Origin of the sequence: Erwinia sp. JUb26 (genome assembly GCF_003751505.1) — a bacterium.
Taxonomy (GTDB): Bacteria; Pseudomonadota; Gammaproteobacteria; order Enterobacterales; family Enterobacteriaceae; genus Erwinia.
The window spans coordinates 742,597-757,550 of the sequence record NZ_RJVB01000001.1 but is presented as its reverse complement, the minus strand read 5'-3'; the positions used below and the strand labels follow the sequence as shown (position 1 = coordinate 757,550).

At 58.7% G+C, this 14,954-nt stretch carries 14 protein-coding genes; 6 read left to right on the top strand and 8 right to left on the bottom strand.

Features of this window, described 5'->3' with window-relative positions; genetic code table 11:
* Positions 1-144: 144 nt before the first annotated feature.
* The 7 genes from EC836_RS03580 to EC836_RS03550 all read right to left on the bottom strand — a co-directional run bounded on the left by EC836_RS03580 (position 145) and on the right by EC836_RS03550 (position 7,231).
* Positions 145-840, bottom strand: coding sequence for a hypothetical protein (locus EC836_RS03580; RefSeq protein ID WP_123330166.1), 696 nt, complete (start codon positions 838-840; stop codon positions 145-147).
* Positions 841-1,014: 174 nt separating this feature from the next.
* Entirely contained in the window at positions 1,015-1,977 is a 963-nt protein-coding gene (locus tag EC836_RS03575) for a GlxA family transcriptional regulator (RefSeq protein ID WP_123330164.1), read from the bottom strand.
* A 42-nt stretch (positions 1,978-2,019) separates the two neighbouring features.
* Positions 2,020-2,796, bottom strand: a complete 777-nt coding sequence (locus EC836_RS03570; RefSeq protein WP_123330162.1) for an MBL fold metallo-hydrolase — start codon at positions 2,794-2,796, stop codon at positions 2,020-2,022.
* 158 nt (positions 2,797-2,954) lie between these two features.
* The gene (locus EC836_RS03565) at positions 2,955-3,263 is read right to left on the bottom strand and encodes a hypothetical protein (protein WP_123330160.1); all 309 of its coding nucleotides are present in this window, start codon (positions 3,261-3,263) and stop codon (positions 2,955-2,957) included.
* Between the two features lie 110 nt (positions 3,264-3,373).
* Positions 3,374-4,285 (bottom strand): myo-inosose-2 dehydratase, encoded by a 912-nt coding sequence (gene iolE / locus EC836_RS03560; protein WP_123330767.1) that lies wholly within the window; start codon positions 4,283-4,285, stop codon positions 3,374-3,376.
* 29 nt (positions 4,286-4,314) lie between these two features.
* Entirely contained in the window at positions 4,315-6,159 is a 1,845-nt protein-coding gene (gene iolD, locus EC836_RS03555) for a 3D-(3,5/4)-trihydroxycyclohexane-1,2-dione acylhydrolase (decyclizing) (protein WP_123330158.1), read from the bottom strand.
* A 133-nt stretch (positions 6,160-6,292) separates the two neighbouring features.
* Positions 6,293-7,231, bottom strand: a complete 939-nt coding sequence (locus tag EC836_RS03550; RefSeq protein ID WP_123330765.1) for a MurR/RpiR family transcriptional regulator — start codon at positions 7,229-7,231, stop codon at positions 6,293-6,295.
* A gap of 376 nt (positions 7,232-7,607) precedes the next feature.
* Here EC836_RS03550 and EC836_RS03545 point away from each other — a divergent pair, with 376 nt between their 5' ends.
* The 6 genes from EC836_RS03545 (at position 7,608) to EC836_RS24565 (ending at position 14,414) form a co-directional block, all read left to right on the top strand.
* Entirely contained in the window at positions 7,608-9,041 is a 1,434-nt protein-coding gene (locus EC836_RS03545; protein WP_123330156.1) for an NAD-dependent succinate-semialdehyde dehydrogenase, read from the top strand.
* A 10-nt stretch (positions 9,042-9,051) separates the two neighbouring features.
* Positions 9,052-9,864 (top strand): HpcH/HpaI aldolase/citrate lyase family protein, encoded by an 813-nt coding sequence (locus EC836_RS03540; RefSeq protein WP_123330154.1) that lies wholly within the window; start codon positions 9,052-9,054, stop codon positions 9,862-9,864.
* A 1-nt stretch (position 9,865) separates the two neighbouring features.
* Complete coding sequence (locus EC836_RS03535) at positions 9,866-10,846, top strand: hydroxyacid dehydrogenase (protein WP_123330152.1); 981 nt, start codon at positions 9,866-9,868, stop codon at positions 10,844-10,846.
* A gap of 44 nt (positions 10,847-10,890) precedes the next feature.
* Complete coding sequence (iolG, locus tag EC836_RS03530) at positions 10,891-11,886, top strand: inositol 2-dehydrogenase (protein ID WP_123330150.1); 996 nt, start codon at positions 10,891-10,893, stop codon at positions 11,884-11,886.
* Positions 11,887-11,908: 22 nt separating this feature from the next.
* On the top strand, positions 11,909-13,027 hold the full coding sequence (locus tag EC836_RS03525; protein WP_123330148.1) for a Gfo/Idh/MocA family protein: 1,119 nt from the start codon (positions 11,909-11,911) through the stop codon (positions 13,025-13,027).
* 1,156 nt (positions 13,028-14,183) lie between these two features.
* A complete protein-coding gene (locus EC836_RS24565) occupies positions 14,184-14,414 on the top strand; it encodes a hypothetical protein (protein WP_148050353.1) in 231 nt (76 codons plus the stop codon).
* 69 nt (positions 14,415-14,483) lie between these two features.
* Here EC836_RS24565 and EC836_RS03520 read toward each other — a convergent pair whose 3' ends face one another.
* Complete coding sequence (locus tag EC836_RS03520; protein ID WP_123330147.1) at positions 14,484-14,693, bottom strand: hypothetical protein; 210 nt, start codon at positions 14,691-14,693, stop codon at positions 14,484-14,486.
* Positions 14,694-14,954: the final 261 nt, after the last annotated feature.

The window sequence follows — 14,954 nt, the reverse complement described above, 5'->3', positions numbered from 1 at the left end:
AAATACCGATTGGCCAGACTGGACTACTGGGGAAGAAATGCGCCTGAACCAGGGCGAAAATAATGGTTAACACGGTTGGGCCGTAGACCGAAAAGAAGAAACGTCCCTGCCACCGTAAAAAACGCTTGATATATATCATCATGGCTATTGAATCATCCTGCTGATGATCCCCACAATATCACTATTTGATGATGCCCATTGTGCTTCAATAGCGCCCGCCTTTTGGAATACCGGCTCAATGAGAAAGTAGAGCATCTCCAGCCCTTGTGCATAGAGCGCAGAATAATAGGCGGGAAATTGAATATGCAGGCGATGAGCACTGTCCGCAGACTTCTGCACAATGCCATAAACCCCTAGGGATGCAACACCACGTGAGGCCCATGTACCTGCAAGAGCGCTTATCTCGAGGCTGAGATTTAACCCAATGCGAACGCTGCTGGCGACCGCTAATGTAAAGCCAGCACTAGTGAGAGAACTGGCAGCGATATGGACATTCACGGCCATCAGCCACTGTTTGATGTACTCTAACTGCTCAGATGTTTTGTATTTGAAAATTTCTTCGAAGTAGATCTGAAGCATGTCATAGAGCACATCGTCGTGGCGTATTATCTTGTAAACGGCATTTCTGAAACGGATATCTTCGGTCTTTTGTCTCTGGCAAACGTCATTATATTCATCGGTGAAACAGGATGTGTAATACAGCAGGCGGCTCGCACCTTTTCCTAATATATCAACTTGTTTTCTGACCTGCTGACCGACGGCGGAAACAGCATGATCGAGTTTTAGTGCAAGAATCTTATTGGCCTGTAAATAACTGATGACTTCATTGTTACCGTACATAATCGCTCCTTGCGTATTTTCGTTAAAATCAGTTATTGCTTCTTTCCACGGTAGGGGTCGTGAAAGAGATTGGTACCGTACCAATTATATGAAACAACGTCAGTAGCGATTTTAGTGAGTTTCATCAATAGCTCTCCATCTGAGCGGCAGTGGAATACCGCCGTACCACGCCCGCTAATGCTCAGACTTCCCGCCCTGGAAGGTACGCCGCCATTCGCTGGGGCTGACGGTATAGCGCTGCTTAAAGCTTTGGCGGAAGGAAATCACCGACTGGTAACCGCTGAGGGCGGCGACGGCTTCAATGGAATGTTCGGTCAGCTCCAGCAGCTGCTGGCTGTTCTGCAGGCGCTCGGCGTTCAGCCATTCGCCTACCGACATGCCGGTGGCGCGCAGAAAATGGCGGGTAAAGGTTCGGCGGCTCATCATCACCCGTTCCGCCAGCGAATCAAGATCGTGCTGGCGTTCGAGGTGGTCGCGCAGATAGCCGAGCAGGGCGTTGATGCGCTCATCCTGGGTGGTTTGTGGGATTGGGTGAGAAATATACTGCGCCTGGCCACCGTCGCGGTGCGGCGGGATCACCATCCTCCGCGCGACCCGGTTGGCAACGGCACTTCCGTAGAACTGCCGCAGCAGATACAGGCAGCAGTCCATTCCGGCGGCGGTCCCGGCAGAGGTGATCAGCCGCTGCTGGTCAACGTAGAGCGCGTTAGTATCCAGCTGCACCTGCGGGAAGCGCGCGCTGAAGTCCTGCTCAAACTCCCAGTGGGTTGAGGCCCGCTTTCCGTCAAGCAGACCGGCGTAGGCCAGTACATAGGTGCCGAGGCACAGACCCACCACGCGGGCACCGCGCTTCCACGCCTCATTTAATGCCTGGCATAATACCGCAGAGGGCCGTTCGCCGGGATGCGGCCAGTAGGGCACAACGATCAAATCGGCCTGCGCCAGCGCTTCCAGCCCGTGCGGGGTTTCAATGCTCATTCCCATCAGCGATTTCAGCGTGCCGGGCTGCTCGGCGCACAGCGTCAGTTCAAACAATGGACGATCCGCCAGCACCGGGCCAAAAATCGTGCAGGGCACCGAGAAATGGAACGGGCTGAATCCTGGCGTCACCAGCACGGCGACCGACGGTAACGACATGTTTCTCTCCTGATGACGGCGCAAGGACGGCTATCTTACCACTCAGTACGCCCGGCTTTCGCCATCTTCCGCAACCCACAGGCGATGGGCGAAGCCGTGGCGCTCTGCATAATCGCGCAGCTGTTGGCGGCCGAGCAGGCAGTGGTTAATTGCCTCCATATGGCTGGCAATGATATGACTTTCCGGCAGCAGACGGTGAACGCGCAGCGTATCTTCCTCGCCCATGATAATCGCGCCAAAGCAGTCAATCTGGGCACTGCCGGCATTCAGCACCACCACGTCGGGTTTGAAGGTTGCCAGCGCCTGCTCAACGGCCGGTACCCAGACGGTGTCGCCGGCGATATACAGCGTCGGCTCATAAGGGTGCTGGAACACCAGCCCGCAGGCCTTACCCAGCCGTTTTGCCAGCGGCGGCAGCGCATAGGCGGCGTTGCTGCCGTGCTGGCCATCGGTTTTCCACAGGGTGATGCCGTCAATCTCGTTACGGTCATCCAGCACCGTCACCGTGCTGAAACCCTGCGCGCTGATTTGCCCGGCATCCTGCGGATTCTGGCTGTAAAGAGGGATATCACTTGCAATCAGACGCTGCGCCGCCTCATCCCAATGGTCCTCGTGAGTGTGGGTAACGATAACCGCATCTGCTTTAAGGATCTCCGCAACCGGCAGCGGCAGCTCGACCAGCGGGTTGCGCAGATGGCTGCGGGCGGTGCCGGGGAAGCCGGGCAGCGCGTCTTTATCCGCCAGCATCGGGTCGATCAGAAAGGTTTTACCGGCATAGTCCAGTTTAAGCGTAGCGTTGCGGATCTGGGTGAGTTTCATCAATGGCTCTCCATCTGAGCGGCAGCGGAATACCGCCGTACCGCGCCAGTATAGAGAGGAGGGAAAACCGCAATAAGTAGCCTGATGGACAATAAGCGATGGGATTGGGACAACTTTGTTCCGGGCCGCATCGACCCGACTGAAACCCTGTCACTAATTCAGGCAGAGCGACGAACGGCGGGCGCGCGCAGCTGGGCCACAATGCAGGCGCAGTTCTCGTACAGCGTGCGGATCCGGCGCTCCAGAACCTCCGGCGGATGGGTTTCCACTTCCGCATACATACTGAGAATTTCGCTTTTGCAGTGCGAGCGGCAACTGCGTTTTTTCTGCCGGGCGTCCAGCCAGCGCAGCAGCATCAGCCTTTTCTCCGCATCGCGATGCAGCATGCTGCCTCTGATGCTGCGGATGGCCTGCAAAAAATCCTGATAGAAGTCGGTGATATCCTGCATTTTGTCGATATTCATCATCTTTGCATCATCCTGCCCGGTTAAGCGGCAGCCGGATAATCCCCGGCTGCCGGGTCGTCAGTCAGCGGCACAGGCCGCCGGAGATGGATTCATGATTGCTCTGCTGTCGTTCAGCGCTGCGCGGCACGATCGATGGCGTATCCGGCTTTGGTCAGCGAGGATGTCAGGCTGGCGTAGCCAATCCGCGCATATTCCAGCGGCGGGGCCAGCGCCGGATCCTGCTCGGCCTCCACCACAAACCAACCCTGATAGCCGATGCCGGCCAGCCTTGAGATCACCGCATCGAAATCAATGCTGCCGTCGCCCGGTACGGTGTAAACGCCTTTCAGCACCGCATCGAGAAACGAGTCGCGCTGCCAGTCCAGCCCGGCGCGCACGTCCGCACGGATGTCTTTGGTATGCACGTGGTTGATGCGCTTGCCGTGCTTGCTCAGGACGCTAAGCGGATCGACCCCGGCAAACACCAGGTGCCCGGTGTCAAACAGCAGCCCCACCTGCGGGCCGGTAGCCGCCATCAGCAGATCGATATCGCGCTCGTCCTCAATCACCGTCCCCATATGATGATGGAAGGCCAGCGGTACGCCAAAATCACGGCACCAGCTGGCAAACAGGTTAAGCTTCGCGCCGTACTCGTGGATCTGTTCCTCCGTCAGCCTGCGGCGCTGGCCCAGCGGCACCTGCTGCTGGTTTTGAATGGTGCCTGCGGTTTCGCCGTACACCAGGCAGGCCGCACCGCACTCCTTAAACAGCTGCATCTGCGGCGTGGCTTTGGCGATTTCACTCTCCAGATCGTTATCCAGCAGGGTGCCGGAGTACCAGCCGGAGACCAGCTGTAGCTGATACTCCGCCAGCTGCGGCTGCAGTTCAGCGGCGGTGCGCGGGAATTTACCGCCGGTTTCTACGCCGGAAAAACCCGCCAGCCGGCTTTCGGCCAGGCAGACGGAAAGCGGCGTGTCGCCGCCGAGCTGCGGCAGGTCGTCGTTGGACCAGGCGATAGGGGCAATACCCAGTTTTGCGTGCAACGTCATGTTCTGATTCCTCTGGCTGAAAGTTAAATACCTGTACGCTGTTTTTTACGGCCTGCAATGTGCTCCGCTCGCGCCTGATTCACGCTCTCGCGCTGGCTGACTTCCGGCACGCCCACGTCCCACCAGGCATCGCCCGGCGTCCATTCGTGCGGATGCGTATCGATGCAGATCACCGTGGTGCGGTCGTTGCCCTTCGCCCAGTCCACGGCGTCGGCCAGTTCATCCAGGCTGCCGACCTTGCGTGCCAGCGCGCCCATCGACTGCGCGTTGGCCACGAAATCGACGTGGAACGGCTCGGTCACCCGGCAGTCCTTCAGCAGATTGTTGAACGACGCGCCGCCCTTGGCGTTTTGCAGGCGGTTAATCACCGCGTAGCCGCCGTTGTCGCACACCAGCAGGATCAGTTTGTGGCCGGAAAGCACGCTGGAATAGATGTCCGAGTTCATCATCATGTAGGTGCCGTCGCCAATCAGCACAAACACGTCGCGATCCTGTTCCATCATCGCCACGCCCCAGCCCGCAGAAATTTCATAGCCCATGCAGGAGAAGCCGAACTCGCAGTCGAAGGTGCCGGGATTTTTTACCTTCCAGCCCTTCACCAGCTCACCCGGCAGGCCGCCCGCCGCGCTGATCGCGTAGTCTTCGGCAGCGGCGCGTTCATTGACCACGCCAACCACCTGCGCGTAGGTCGGTACGCCGGTGGTCACGGTGCGCCGCTGGCGATCGGCGATCAGCCGATCCCACGCGGCGAAGGCGGTTTTGCCACTGTCCAGCCAGTCCGCGTCCGCAGCATAGCTGCCGAGTGCGGCGTTAAGTTCGCGGATCCCTTCGCGGGCATCGGCGACCAGCGGCAGCGAGAAGTGCTTGTGGGCATCAAAGCGCGCGGCGTTAATGGCAATAAAGCGCGCCTCGGGTGAAAACACCGTCCAGGAGCCGGTGACAAAGTCCATCAGTCGGGTGCCGATGGCGATAATCACATCGGCTTTTGCCGCCAGCGCGTTGGCGGAGGTCGAACCCAGAATACCGACCGGGCCGATATGCAGTGGATGATCGTGGGTCAGCGTGCCTTTCCCGGCGATGGTTTCCACCACCGGAATACCGCGCTGGCGAGCGAACGCTTCCAACTCGGCCTCTGCACGCGAGTAGCGCACGCCGCCCCCGGCGATAATCAGCGGGTGCCGGGCGGAAGCCAGCAGCGTGGCCGCCTGCTTCAGCAACTGCTGGTCCGGGCGCGGGCGAGGGATAGTGTGAACGCGGCGGGCGAAAAACGCCTCCGGATAGTCAAAGGCCATCTCCTGCACGTCCTGGCACAGACCGATAAAGGCCGGACCGCAGTCCGCCGGATCCAGCATGGTTGCCACCGCCTGCGGCAGTGAAGAGAGGATCTGCTCCGGCCACGTGATGCGATCCCAGTAGCGGGTGACCGCCTTAAAGGCGTCGTTGACCGTCTGGCTGGGGTCGCTGAAGTGCTCCACCTGCTGCATGACCGGATCCGGCACGCGGCGGGCAAACGAATCGCCGCAGATCATCAGCATCGGCAGACGGCTGACGTGAGCCACGCCTGCGGCAGTCAGCAGGTTAGTGGTGCCGGGGCCGATAGAGGCGGTGACCACCATGATCTGCTGGCGCAGGCGCGCTTTGGCAAAACCGACGGCGGCGAAGGCCATTGACTGCTCATTCTGGCCGCGCCAGGTCGGCAGCACGTCCTGCACGCTTTCCAGCGCTTCACCGATGCAAGTGACGTTGCCGTGGCCGAAGATGCCGAACACGCCGGGGAAAAGCGGCACGTCTTCACCGTCTACGTGGATAAACTGATTGCTCAGGTAACGGACCACCGCCTGTGCAGTGGTGCAACGATAGGTCGACATAGTTTCTACCTGTTGTAGGGCCCGTAATCAGGCTGGTTATAGAATTAAATTTGCTAAAAATGAAAATAAGCAATTTTAGTTGCAAATCCGGACGTAACTCTCCCCAGAGGGAGAGCGTTAAACCGGACTGCGGCTATTTATGACCGCTTTTCTTCCCCTCTTCGCGGATCTGCGTGCGCTCGGTCAGCGTGGCAATACGCGGCTGCTCCTCTTCGGGATGCAGTTCGGCGGCCAGCGCCAGCGCGATGCACTGTACCAGGCACACCGGCGCGGCCAGCGAACGGGAAAAGCTGTATTCCTCTTCCGGGATGGTAAACAGCACTCGCGCATCTTTTGCCAGCGGCGACAGGACGCTGTCGGTGATGGCGATCAGCGGCACTTTTTTCTGGGCGGCGATCTCGGCGATATTAACCACTTCCTGTGCGTAATGGCGGAAGGAGACGGCAACCAGCAGGTCGCGCGGGGTCATATTCATCGCCATATGCGGGGCCAGCCCGCCGGACATATCCAGCAGAACCACTTTGCGGTTCAGCATCGTCAGCAGGTAGCGCAGCAAAATGGCCACCGGCTCGGAACGCAGCTGCCCGGCGATAAAAATGGTGTCGGCGCGGCCCATCAGCTGGGCGCTGTAGTCAAGATCGGCGGCGGTCACGCTTTCCAGCATGCCCTGCAGCGTGGCGATGTCACGCACCACCAGATCCTGCAGAAACCCGAGATTCCCCTGCTGCTGGTTCTTCTGCAGGTCGTTTTCCAGCGCCACGATGCGTTCGTTATAACCTGGGGCGGTAGTCGCCAGCCGGGTCTGAAACACCGCCTGCATCTGCTTAAAGCCGCTGTAGCCAAAGTGCTGGGCAAAGCGCACCAGCGTGGAAGGGTGCAGGGCGCAGCGGGCGGCAATCGCATTGATTGACTCCAGCGCCACGGCGTTGGGGTTTTGCGTAATAAATCGCGCCACCTGCTGGAAACGATCCGACAGCTGCGAATAGCGTGCGGTAATGTCGTTCACCACCTGCTCATAGTTCTTATGCGGCGGTGGGAGATCTTTCTTGTCTGTCTCTTTGCGGCTGGCCATCGGCATCTGTCCTTGCGTTTAATTCTGACTGCAGGCTATCGCAACTAAAATTGCATTACAATTTTCATTGCAATTGAAATTTCTAAAAGCGTGATCTGCTTCAGAAGTTCTGCATTTCATTCCCGACGTAAAACCCTGGAATCTCTCTCTCAAAAACGGTTTTACTAACTATTAAATTATTAAAAATCATACGGTTGGTATGTTTCTTCTGATGTAAAAACCGGTGGCTTTAAGGCTGAAACCGGCCATGCAATTTTTATTGCATTTATTTCTTACTTGCAATTAAGTTAATAACCGGTGGCGGAGAGAGGTCAGCTAGCTTCCGCCGAATTAACATCCCGCTCCCGCGTTGAGCGGCAGGAAAACAGGACCAGTTATGTATAACGACTACGGGCAGTTTATTAACGGCGGCTGGCGTCAGGGCAGCAGTGGCGAAACCATCGTGGTCACCGATCCGGGCCGCGATGAGCAGCTGGGCGAGATCGTTGCTGCCTCCCGCGAGGATACGCTGGAAGCGATAGCCAGCGCGGAAGCGGCGCTGGCACAGTGGCAGGCGCGGGCAGCGTGGGAGCGCGCCGATACGCTGCACCGCGTTGCAGCGGAAATGGAACTGGCCCGCGAGCAGGCGGCACGCACCATCTCTTTGGAGAGCGGCAAGCCGCTGGCGCAGGCCAGCCGCGAATGGACGCTGGCTATCGATCAGTTCACCTGGTACGCCGAAGAGGCGCGCCGCGTGTACGGTCGCATCGTCGAAAGCCGCGTGCCGGGCGGGCGCTGTGAGGTCTCTCATCAGGCCGTCGGCGTGGTGGCGGCCTTTACCGCGTGGAACTTCCCGGTGGTGCTGATTGCCCGCAAGCTGGCTCCGGCGCTGGCGGCGGGCTGCACCGTGGTGCTGCGCCCCTCCAGCGAAGTGCCCGGATCGGCCATGGTCATCATGACCTGCCTGCAAAAGGCCGGGCTGCCGGCGGGCGTGGTCAATATGGTGGTCGGGCCAACGGCGAATACCTATCAGCCGCTGATTGAATCGCCGGTGGTACGCAAAGTGACGCTGACCGGCTCCACGGCCATTGGTCAGCAGATGATCCGCGATTCGGCCGCCACCCTCAAACGGGTGAGCATGGAGCTGGGCGGCAACGCGCCGATGATCGTCTTTGAGGATGCGGATATCGAAAAAGCGCTGGACCTGGCGGTGCCAACCAAGTTCGCCAACTGCGGCCAGGTGTGCGTCACCGCCGATCGCTTCTATGTTCATGAGTCGGTAGCGCAGGCCTTTATCGATGGATTCGCTCGTCGTGCAGCGGCCATTCGGGTCGGTTACGGGCTGGATGAAGGCAGTGAAATGGGGCCGCTGATTAACCTGCGGCGGCTGAAGGCGATTGAAGGCATCGTCGAGGATGCGCGGCAGAAAGGCGCTCGCGTAATCACCGGCGGGCAGCGCATTGCCGATAAACCGGGTTTCTGGTTTGCGCCCACCGTACTGGCCGATGTGCCGGACGATGCGCTGGCGCTGGCCGAGGAGAACTTCGGCCCGATCGCCGCCATCACCACCTTTACTGACGAAGCCGAGGTTATCGCCCGGGTGAACCGCAGCGAGCTGGCGCTCTCCGCCTATGCCTTTACCCGCGATGCAGCGCGAATTCGCCGCGTCTCGCAGCAGTTGCAGGCGGGCATGGTCGGCATCAACAGCTTTGCGCTGGCCTCGGCCGACGTGCCGTTTGGCGGTATTAAGGCCAGCGGCATGGGCAGCGAAGGCGGTGCCGAAGGTATTTACGAATATATGAATGTCAAACTGACGCAGGTGGTCCTGTAAGGAAACCGCAATGATCAACAGCAACGTGAAGCGTTTATGGGCAGAAGGGCACAGCGTGCTGAACGGCTGGCTGTCGGTTGCCAGCCCGTTTACCGCTGAGATTATGGCGGCGCAGGGCTACGACGCGCTGACCATCGACATCCAGCACGGCCTGGTGGGTTTTGACACGGCCACCACCATGCTGCAGGCGATGCGCGCCAGCGGCGTGACCCCGATGGTGCGCGTGCCCTGGCTGTCGCCGGGCGACATTATGAAGGCGCTGGACGCCGGGGCGTACGGCATTATCTGCCCGATGATCAACAACGGCGAGGAAGCCCGGCAGCTGGTGTCCTGCGTACGCTACCCGCCGCTCGGCTCCCGCAGTTTCGGCCCGACGCGCGTCACCTTCGCCGCGGGGCAGGATTACGGCCAGCACGCGGACAGCGAAGTGGTGTGTTTTGCGATGATTGAAACCGCCGAAGCGGTGGAAAAAATCGAAGAGATCGTACGCACCCCGGGGCTGGATGGGATTTACATCGGCCCGGCAGATTTGACCCTGGCGCTGACCGGCCGCCGCTACCGTACCGGTTTTGACCGCGAAGAGCCGGAGATTATCGACGCCATCCGCCATATCCTCGATCGGGCGCACGCCGCCGGGATCCGCGCGGGTCTGCACAACGGCAGCCCGGAGTACGCCGCACGGGCGGTGGAGTGGGGCTTCGACCTGGTCACCGTTTCTAACGATGTGCAGCTGCTGCGCGGTGCGGCGGCGGCCAGCGCCACGCGTTTCCGTCAGCTGACCGGCGCTGCGCCGCAGGCTAACGGCCAGCAGGGAGGATACTAAGATGCCGCACGTACTGATTGCCGGAAGTATTCATCAGGCCGGGCTGACGATTCTGCAAAACGCCCCGGGTTTTACCTATGAGCTGGTGAAAGAGGTGAGTACCGCCAGCTATGCGCCGTTGATCGAACATGCCGATGCGCTGCTGCTGCGCACCCAGCCGCTGACCGCCACCGAGATCGCTCAGGCTCCCCGGCTGAAGGTGGTGTCCCGCCACGGCGTGGGCTATGACGCGGTTGACGTGGCGGCGCTGAACCAGCGCGGCATTCCGCTGACCATCGTTGGCGATGTGAACTCGCTGTCCGTGGCGGAACACACCTTCGCACTGCTGATGGCGGTAGCGAAACAGGTGCGGGTTTACGATGAAAACCTGCGCAGCGGTAACTGGAACTGCCGCAACAGCTTCTCGGCGATGGAGCTGTCGGGGCGCACGCTGTTCGTGCTGGGCTTTGGCCGCATCGGGCGCGAAGTGGCGAGAATGGCGCGCTGCTTCAATATGTTCGTGGTGGCCTACGATCCTTACGTCGCCGATGAAATCTTCCATGCCCTCGGCGTGGAGCGGATTACTGAACTGGAGGCCGGGCTAAAAATCGCCGATGCGCTGACCGTGCATCTGCCGCTCAGCGACAGTAAGCCGCTGATTGGCCGCCGCGAACTGGCGCTGCTTAAGCCGCAGGCGATTGTCATCAACACGGCACGCGGCGGGATTGTTGATGAACAGGCGCTGATCGACGCGCTGAAGAACGACCGCCTGGGCGGCGCGGGGCTGGATGTTTTCAGTCAGGAACCACCGCCGCGCGACTCGGCGCTGCTGCACGCCTCTTATCGCCTGATCCTCAGCCCGCACTCCGCAGGGCTGACCGAAGAGGCGGCGATGCGCATGTCGGTTTCCGCCGTGAATAATATTATTCATTATTTCACCGGCGAACTGGACGAAAAATTAATTGTTAATTGCCGACAGATAAATAACGCGCACGCTATATAACGGCTGGCGAATAATAACTTACCCGTCCTCTACAGGAACTGACTATGTTGAAAATAGCCGTGCTCGGTGCTGGTCGCATCGGGAAAATCCACGCCGCAAATATCGCGAATCACCCGCAGGCATCGCTGGCGGCGGTGGCGGATCCTTTTATTAACAGCGCCAACGCGCTGGCGGAGTTATACGGTGCAAAAGCCGTATCCGATCCGCTGGAATTAATTAATGACGATGATATCGATGCGGTCATTATTGCCACGCCCACCGATACCCACGTTGATTTGATGCTGGCCGCCGCGCGGCAGGGAAAAAAAGTCCTGTGCGAAAAACCGGTCGATCTGGATTTAACGCGTGCCGCCGACGCCTGCCGTCAGCTTGAGGAAATTAACGCGCCGGTCATGGTGGCCTTTAACCGCCGCTTCGACCCCAGCGCCAGCGAGCTGCAGCAGGCCATTGCCAACGGGGAAATTGGTGAACTGCATCAGGTGGTGATTACCAGCCGGGATCCGGATTTTGCCCCCATGGACTACCTGCGCCATTCCGGCGGGATTTTCCGCGATATGGTGATCCACGACTTCGATATGGCCCGCTGGCTGCTGGGGGAGGAGCCGGTGGAAGTGTACGCCAGCGCCAGCCGCCTGCTGAAGCCGGAACTGGCGGAGTTTGACGATTACGACACGGTGATGGTGCAGCTGATCGCAGCATCGGGCAGGCAGTGCCACATCAACTGCAGCCGCCGCGCGGTGTATGGCTACGATCAGCGGCTGGAGGCGTTCGGCTCCGGCGGGATGCTGCTGAACAATAACCAACGGGCAAACAGCGTGCGCCGCTATACGGCCGCCGCCACGGAAGTACAGGCCCCGCTGGAAGCCTTCTTCCTTGAGCGCTATGAGCAGGCCTACCGGCTGGAGATGGATGCGTTTATCCAGGCCGCGCTGGGCAAATGCGCCATTCCCGTGACCCCCTTTGATGGCCTGATGGCGCTGAAGCTGGCCGAATGTGCCGCGCGCTCTGCCGCCAGCGGCAGGCCTGTGACTGTTGATTAATCCCTGAGGGAGAATGAGAAAAATGAAAAATATTGGCATTGGTATTATCGGCACCGGATTTATGGGGTTATCACATGCACTGGCCTATCGCGCCGCAGCGGGCATTTTCCCCGCTGATGCGGTTCCGGAACTGATTGCGGTGGCCGACGTGGACGGTGCCGCGGCGGAACGCGCGGCAAAACGCTTCGGTTTTCGCCGCCATACCGACGACTGGCAGTCGCTGATTAACGACCCGGAGATTGACGTGGTCTCCATTACCACGCCGAATCGCTTCCATCTGGAGCAGGCGCTGGCGGCGATTAAAGCCGGCAAGCACGTACACTGCGAAAAGCCGATTGCGCCGACCAGCGAAGAGGCGCGGATCATGACCGAGGCCGCCGAGGCGCAGGGTGTGATCACCCAGGTGGGCTTTAACTACCTGAAGAACCCGCTGATTAAGCTGGCGCGGGAGATGATCGACAATGGCGATCTGGGCGATATCGTCAGTTTCCGCGGGATCCACGCCGAAGACTTTATGTCTTCACCGCTGACGCCGTGGTCATGGCGGCTGGATCCGGCCGGCGGTGCGGGTGCGGTGGCCGATCTGGGCAGCCATATTGTGGCGATGGCGCGCTTCCTGCTTGGCCCGGTAGTGGCGGTGCAGGCGGATCTGGAGACGGTGATTAAGCAGCGGCCGGTGACTGCCGGTGCGCACGAGCAGCGCGCGGTTGAGGTCGATGATATTGCCCGCCTCACCGTGGAGTTTGCGCGCGGCTGTAAGGGCAGCATAGAGGCCAGTTGGGTGGCGATGGGGCGTAATATGCAGCTGGGTTTTGAGGTTTACGGCACGCGGGGGGCGCTGCATTTCACCCAGGAGCGCTTTAACGAGCTGCACTATTATCGTCACGATGCTGCCGGTGGGGTACGAGGTTTCCAGAAGATTGAGGCCGGTCCGCAGCAGCAGCCTTACGGCGCGTTTTGCCCGGCGCCGGGGCATCAGTTGGGCTTTAACGATCTGAAGACCATTGAGATTGCGGAGTTTCTGCGTGCGGTCTCCGGTGGGGAGTTCAGCGGGCCGGGGTTCCGGGATGCGATGGAGATCCAGCAGGTGATAGATGCGGCGATTCGCTCTTCGCGGGAGCAGCGGTGGGTGGCGGTTTGATTTTGATTTAGGGCTGAAGGTATGGCTGGACGCTGGACGTTTGGCGATCGGCCTGACCGGCTGTGTCCTCGAACGGGCCGGTCCTCGCGCCGCTTCGCGGTTCCTTCACTACGTTCGTCAGCCTTCAGGACCAGTACAGACGGGGCGTCCTGCCCCGGCTGTACTTTTTGTCCGCGTCCCTGCGGCCAAATCCTGGCTTCCTTTCTCTGTTCAGCGCTGCGGATTGCCCGTTCGAGGACACAGCCGCTCGGCCTGATGGCTCGGCGTGGTCTGCGGGAAGGGCTGGGATGCTGGTAGCCTGTCAGCCGAATTCGTATGGGGGAGTCCTGGCTTCCTTTCTGTTTTAATTGCAGTGGATTGCCCGCTCGGGGGCACTGCCAGCCTGCTCTGTGACTTCTGCGTTGCCTGCAAGAAGCGATTGCCACTCAGGCAGCGAGATGGCTTCCGTTTTTCCGCGATCGCAATTTGATTGTCTGCTCTTTAAACAGGCTGCATGCGGAATCACACTTTGTTAGTAGATTTGGCTTTTGTCCAAATCTGAAAGCGATGAAATTATAAATTGGGATAGCCTCTGCTGCAGCGTAAGGGCATCCGCAGCGCTGAGGTGGAGCCATTGAGCCAGGAGACGACAACAGGGATGCTGGCGCCAGGCCGGGTTTGAACAGGGACGTTCAATCCTGGCCGATCCGTTCGGCGCAATGGCGTAACCGAGGGTACCGCAACGCGGCGCGAGGACCGCCCTGGAGCAGCAGTAGAGGCTGTCCCTCAACACTCATTCTCCAGCGATACCGTTCTGATGATTCAAAGGACGTTGTTTCATCCCTGTTTCTTCCCATTAGTCGAGGTGCCTTCCAGTTTTAGGCTGGCACTCTGCGCGATGAAGATTTAACCTCGTATTTTATGGTGTTAATCAGGAGGAGTCATGCGCCAGAGGACGATCGTATGCCCGATTATTGATAACGTAGGTGAGTAGGGGAACTGGATCTGAACGAAGCCACGCGTGTGACTTTTAGACAGAAAGGGCTGATTTAAATAGCGAGTCTGGGATCGGTACCGCGCTATAATTTGCGCACTGGGCTGCTGAAGAAAACGCCGCGGCCATTGATACCGAAAGGGTTACATGCATACAAAACGGTGACACGGAGGAGAGCCTGTTATGTCATATTACATTAAGCCCAAATGGGGTGCGCGACTTGCCCCGATCGAGGGTCAGAAGACCGTGTTTCAGGCTTTAATTTGTGCTGAACTTGAAATGTGCTCTGGCAATGCCCAGGAGCGTATTGCTGAGTATAAAGCCAGCCTGACTAAAAGCGCGAAACAATCATCTGCGAGTTTATTGCGACAAAAGCTTAAAGGTTGTCTTGTGCGGGAACGGCAGGAAATGTAGCCGTTTTTAGCGGGTACAAAGGCCCATCAGCGGGCCTTTGTTGTTTCTTAATTCGTCGAACCCGTCAATTTAGGCGGGCATACGCTCAAGGAAGAAGTCGCGTCCCTTTTTAACCATCCGCATGCCTTCACGACCGGAAGAACTGGCGATACGAAAAAATTCATCGCTGCTGATATCCCAGGCCAGGCGAACGCGCTCGCCGCCGGACTTAATGAAATTTTTAGCTTCATCCACGTTTAATGCATTGGTTTCACTGATGAGGGAGGGATTACGACTCATATATCTTCCTTAGTGACGTACGTAATGTCGCTCTGTATGGCGTGAACGACATCTGATGTAGCTTCAGGGTAACGTTTGCGTGGCGAAAACTGTCAAATCCCTGAAACATTTCCTTCATCTTACTCAGAAAATTTATTGCCTCAACTGACGATAACCTGATGTAACTAAGATTATTCTTAGCCTCTGTTTAATAGGGGCTGGTAATAAGAGTAGCTCGATGAATTGTTATATTATAACATATCGTAAATTTCATCGTGGAAC